Raw genomic sequence first — 424 nt, 5'->3', positions numbered from 1 at the left:
GCAAAGTTCAGGGGCGATCTCCAGTAACGGCAGCAGCATAAAGGCGCGGTTGTGCAGATCATAATGCGGCACTGTCAGGCGCGGCGTGTTCAGCGTCTGCTCACCAAACAGCATGATATCGAGATCGAGTGTACGCGGCCCCCAGCGGTGTGCCTTGCGTACGCGGCCCTGCTCCAGTTCAATACGCTGGGTATGGTTCAGCAGGGATTCAGCGTCAAGTCGGGTATCCAGCGCCACAGCGGCGTTAAGGAAATCAGGCTGATCCGGCGGACCGTAAGGTGGGGTGCGGTAGAGGGAAGAGGTGGCAACCAGCGTGGTATCGGGAATGGCCGCCAGCGCATTCAGGGCACACTGCACCTGATGCAACGGGTCGGCCAGATTACTCCCCAGCGCCAGATAAACGCGGATCATGCGTCGTTATTAT

Annotated in this window: 1 protein-coding gene; it reads right to left on the bottom strand. The window is 59.2% G+C overall.

What is annotated here, in order from left to right; translation table 11 throughout:
* Positions 1 to 411: 2-amino-4-hydroxy-6-hydroxymethyldihydropteridine diphosphokinase (gene folK, locus WH277_RS00365; RefSeq protein WP_339503694.1), on the bottom strand; the 411-nt coding region annotated here is incomplete at its 3' end.
* Positions 412 to 424 lie beyond the last annotated feature (13 nt).

Source organism: Erwinia sp. MYb416, assembly GCF_037479575.1.
In the GTDB taxonomy this organism is placed as follows: domain Bacteria; phylum Pseudomonadota; class Gammaproteobacteria; order Enterobacterales; family Enterobacteriaceae; genus Erwinia; species Erwinia rhapontici.
This window is presented reverse-complemented; position numbering and strand designations above follow the sequence as displayed.